Annotated in this window: 2 protein-coding genes; both read right to left on the bottom strand. The window is 47.2% G+C overall.

Features of this window, described 5'->3' with window-relative positions; all coding sequences use genetic code 11:
* Positions 1-182: 182 nt before the first annotated feature.
* Positions 183-1,280 carry a sensor histidine kinase gene (locus AC1DSE_RS34730; protein WP_477529060.1) on the bottom strand — a complete coding sequence of 366 codons (1,098 nt, stop codon included), beginning with the start codon at positions 1,278-1,280 and terminating at the stop codon, positions 183-185.
* The coding region (locus AC1DSE_RS34725) for a response regulator transcription factor (protein WP_477529059.1) at positions 1,277-1,926 on the bottom strand (650 nt) is incomplete at its 5' end. The genes AC1DSE_RS34725 and AC1DSE_RS34730, both read right to left, overlap by 4 nt.

Raw genomic sequence — 1,926 nt, 5'->3', positions numbered from 1 at the left:
CGACATTGCCTTTACTGCTGTATATTTTGCCAAGCCCTTCTGCTTTTAGTACGCTCATTGCTTTGTTCCTCCCCAGATCTATCTGTAATGTGCTTCATTACCGTTAGTATAGACGAGGGGAAGAGGTTAAACCCATCGATTTCCCTTTCATTCACACCCTGCCAACCTTACAAATTTGTCACCTAACCTGAGCTTCCGTTACCTCGGCTGCCCATAATATGAATGCCGCGCGGTTTGAATGCGACACTGACCGTCGTACTTTCTCCGAGTACCGAGGAAACGGTCATCTCATGACCTAACCGATTGCATACCTGCTTAGCCAAATAAAGCCCCATTCCAGTTGACTCGCCCGCCGTTCGTCCATTCTCACCTGTGAAGAAAGGATCAAAGATGCGTGGAAGATCATGCGGCGCAATACCAATGCCTTCATCGATCACCTGCAGCCTGCCTCCTCCGTCATTGAACGCTTCCAATTGAAAGAGCAGTTTTTTGCCGCCTTCTTTGCTTTTACTATATTTGATTGCGTTGCTAATGAACTGATTAAGCACAAAGGTCATCCATTTCTCATCGGTTTCCACGGATGCTTCCCCCTCGACACGAGGGAAAATGGAGTAACGGATGCAAAGCTTCTTATGGGCGTTGATGACCGAGCGCACAAGTTCATGAAGCGCTACCTGCTTGACATGCAGGTCGATTTCAAACTTATCCAGACGAGCTGTATACAGCATCATCTCAAGCCCCCGCGTCATTCGGTCAGTTTCCTCCTGCATACTTAGCGCCAGCTGCTGCTGTTCCTGCTGCGAGGACGAGTTCTGCTGCAAAACCTCCTGAGCGAGCAAATCGATGACAGATACCGGCGTCTTCATATGATGCACCCATTGCAGCACAAAATGATTATGTATTTCCTGCTGCCTTCGATATTTGCCAAGCTCGTTCAAATAAGCCCTACTCTGCTCCTCCAGCATTTTAGCGACAAGCTTCTGCTCTTGTGTTACTGTAGCTTGTACGATTGTTGAAGCTTGCAGTTCTTCAGACCGTGCGATCGCCTCCAACATTTGCTTAAAGTACGTGCGCTGCCGCAAATAATCGACGATCAGCCACGTCCCTAGCAAAAATAAAGCAATAACAATAAAATAATAAATCGTACCCAGCTCGACTAACCCTGGGTAGCGCTCACGCTCAAGGAGAAGCAGGCTGACGGCGAGTAAAATAATTAAACAAACCATAAATATAAATAACAGACGATCACGTAAAAATAACGCCAGCGATAAGCCTCTCATCGTGACGTTTCTCCTACTGCATTTTCTATTACGAGCTTATAGCCCTGTCCCCGCACCGTTTCAATCGCTTTAGGAAGCCCAAGCTCCTCCAGCTTTTTCCGAAGTCTGGTCACATTGACCGTAAGCGTATTATCATCGACGAATTGCACATCGTCCCAAAGCGCTTCAAGCAGCTGCTCTCGCGAAACAACCATGCCTTGCCGCTTCATCAAGCATTCAGCCAGCAGCTGCTCGTTTTTTGTCAGCTCAATGCGGCAGTCTTTCCATTCAAGCTCATTACGGTTCAAGTAAAGACGGAGATCACCAGCTGACAGCTCCCCTGTTTGCGAGGCAACGCCGGTTTCTGCTGCTGCAGACCCGGATGCCGCATATTCCCCGTAAGCTCGCCTTAGCACACTCTTCACCTTTGCCATTAATAAATCCAAATGGATAGGCTTTGTAATATAATCATCGCCGCCGTTCTCTATAGCCATAACTTGATCCATCTCGCCAGCACGGGCAGAAATAAAAATAATAGGGAGGCTTGAACGTGTTCGAATTTGTCTGCACCAATAATAACCATCATAGTAAGGCAAATTAATATCGAGCAAAATGACATGCGGATCAAAAGCCTCCAGCTCCGGCATAATTTCACGAAACTGTGTAA

This window comes from Paenibacillus sp. 01L418 (assembly GCF_056400045.1).
This window is presented reverse-complemented; position numbering and strand designations above follow the sequence as displayed.